The sequence below is a fragment of the Thermococcus sp. genome, assembly GCF_027008145.1.
Classification (GTDB): Archaea; Methanobacteriota_B; Thermococci; order Thermococcales; family Thermococcaceae; genus Thermococcus.
This window is the reverse complement of sequence record NZ_JALTCZ010000073.1, coordinates 1-2,625: the sequence shown is the minus strand read 5'-3', so window position 1 is coordinate 2,625 and position 2,625 is coordinate 1. Positions and strand designations below refer to the sequence as shown.

The following is a 2,625-nucleotide window of genomic DNA, read 5'->3' as shown; positions in this document are numbered from 1 at the left end:
TAGAACCGAAGACCCTGAAGGGAGCCCCCTTAAAGCGCTCCACAATGATATCTGGCTTCCCTTTGGCGGGTCTAACATCCGGAAGATAACGCCTCGCAAAGAGCCCCCTGAAGCCCTCTATAAAGCCGTCATCGAGTTCACCCTCGAACTGGACGAAGACACCGCCTACGCTGAGCATGACCATCGAAGGCCCTTCTCCGGTGACGTTATAAATCCTTCGCAGGATTTTTATAACCTCCAATCAAACCAACCCAGGTGTCATCATGGTAACGCTCATCATCGCGGAGAAGCCCAACGTTGCCAGAAAGATCGCCTACGCTCTGGCCGAGGGCAAACCGGTAAGGAAGACTGTAGGGAAGGTTTCCTACTACGAGTTCACGCGCGACGGTAAGAGGGTTATCGTCGCCCCGGCCGTCGGTCACCTCTTCTCCCTGGCCCCCAAGACCAAAACCTACGGTTATCCTGTCTTCGACATCGAATGGGTGCCCGTCTACGTTGCCGAGAAGGGTAAGGGCTATGCCAGAGACTATATCAAGGCCCTGGCAACGCTCGCCAAGAGGGCAGATGAGTTCGTGGTTGCCTGTGACTACGACACCGAAGGGGAGGTCATAGGCTACACAGCTTTGAAATATGCCTGTGGAGTTGACCCCTCGAAGGCGAAGAGGATGAAGTTCTCAGCCTTGACCAGAAAAGACCTTCTGAAGGCATGGTACAACATGGAGCCGACAATAAACTTCGGCATGGCCGATGCGGGAATAGCACGCCACATTTTGGACTGGTACTGGGGGGTCAATCTTTCTAGGGCCCTAACTTCAGCCATAAAGCGCGCGAGTGGGAAGTGGATGGTTCTCTCCACCGGAAGGGTTCAGGGGCCAACGCTGAAGTTCCTCGTTGACAGGGAGAGGGAGATAGAGAACTTCAAGCCAACTCCGTATTGGGTCATAAAGATGCTCCTCGAAAAGAACTGGGAAACCTACACGGCAACTTACGAAAAGGAGAGAATCTTTGACGAAAACGAGGCCAAGAGAATAGTCGAGGAAGCTAAGAAGGGGCTGGCGTTCGTCGAGAGGGTCGAGGTTAAACAGCAAAAGAGGAACCCTCCCGTGCCCTTCGACCTCGGAACCCTGCAGAGGGAGGCCTACTCTGCCTTCGGATACAGCCCGAAAAAGACGTTGGAGCTTGCACAGCGGTTGTATGAGCGGGGCCTCTCCTCATATCCCCGCACTTCATCCCAAAAGCTCCCGAAGAATCTCAACTTTCGCTCAATAATCCAGAACCTAGCAAAGCTTCCCGAGTACAAGCCCTTCGCCCACGAGCTCCTAGGCAAAGAAAAGCTCAGACCCATTGAAGGTAAAAAGGAAGACCCGGCACATCCCGCAATCTATCCAACGGGCGAGCTTCCAAAGCCGGGAGAGCTTACAAGGGACGAGCAAAACCTCTACGACCTCATCGTCAGGCGCTTTCTAGCCCTCTTCATGGAGCCAGCCGTTAGGGAGATAATGAAGGTCATCATAAACTCCAACTCCCACCGCTTCATCCTGAGCGGTGCGAGAACCCTCAAGGAGGGCTGGCTTAAGGTTTATGAAAAATACGTCAAGTTCGGTGAGGTAATCCTTCCACCCTTCAGGGAGGGCGAGCCGGTGAAGGTTCTCCAGATAAAACGGGAGAAGAAGAGGACCAAACCGCCGGCACGATATTCTCCTGCCTCAGTTATCAAGAAGATGGAAGATCTGGGAATAGGAACCAAGGCCACGCGCGCCCAGATAATTGAGACACTCTATCAGAGGGGCTACATGGAGGGCAGGAAGAAGATAAAGGTTACCCTCCTCGGGATGCGCGTTGTGGAGGCCCTCGAAAAGAACGTGCCCGACATAGTGAGCGTCGAACTGACGAGGGCCTTTGAGGAGAAGATGGAGGAGATAATGGCGGGGAAGGCCAGAAAAGAGGACGTCATCAAGGAGAGCAAGGAACAGCTCGTGAAAATTCTCAAGGTCTTCAAGGAGAAAGAACTTGACATTGGCAAGATGCTCCTCGAAACTACGGGAACAGGGGTTACGGCCTCTAAAGGTTCGGTGAATGGGGAGAAGTCCAGCTCCCAGGCCCATCCGGGGACTTCGGCATCGAGGGGCGGTAAGGGCGAAAAGAGCGAAGGGGGCAAGAGACTCGTCCTCGGGAAGTGCCCGAAGTGCGGTGGTGATCTGGTGCTTAGGTACAACAGGAAAACCGGGAAGCGCTTCGTGGGTTGCTCCAACTGGCCGAAGTGCAACGTGACCTATCCCATACTCCAGCGCGGTGAGGTCATCCCGACGGGTAAGACATGCTGCAACGGCGCCCCTGTCGTGAAAATCCGTGAGAAGAGAAGGGAGTACGAAATCTGTCTGGATATGAAATGCAAGGAGTGGAAAAAATAGGTCAGAGAAGCTGTCTGAGGAGGCTTATCCTCCTCCTGCTCATGATGACCTTCGGGTTCTTCAGGAGGGTCTTTATCACCTCGACGTAGTCTCCAGAGGCTATCTTTTCAGTGTCTGCACCGCTGAGTACCTGAATGAAGAGGTCGAGGTCTTCATCGGTGAGCTTCTCTGTAACGCGCCTGACCTTAAGGACTTTTTCAAGCCTCTTCCCGTC

Annotated in this window: 1 protein-coding gene and 2 pseudogenes; 1 reads left to right on the top strand and 2 read right to left on the bottom strand. The window is 53.7% G+C overall.

Features of this window, described 5'->3' with window-relative positions; translation table 11 throughout:
• Positions 1-184, bottom strand: a pseudogene (locus tag MVD07_RS03480) (hypothetical protein); the annotation flags it as partial.
• 79 nt (positions 185-263) lie between these two features.
• Here MVD07_RS03480 and topA point away from each other — a divergent pair.
• On the top strand, positions 264-2,411 hold the full coding sequence (gene topA, locus MVD07_RS03475) for a DNA topoisomerase I (RefSeq protein ID WP_297498708.1): 2,148 nt from the start codon (positions 264-266) through the stop codon (positions 2,409-2,411).
• Position 2,412: 1 nt separating this feature from the next.
• Here topA and MVD07_RS03470 read toward each other — a convergent pair.
• Positions 2,413-2,625 (bottom strand): annotated as a pseudogene (locus tag MVD07_RS03470) (NAD(P)/FAD-dependent oxidoreductase); the annotation flags it as partial.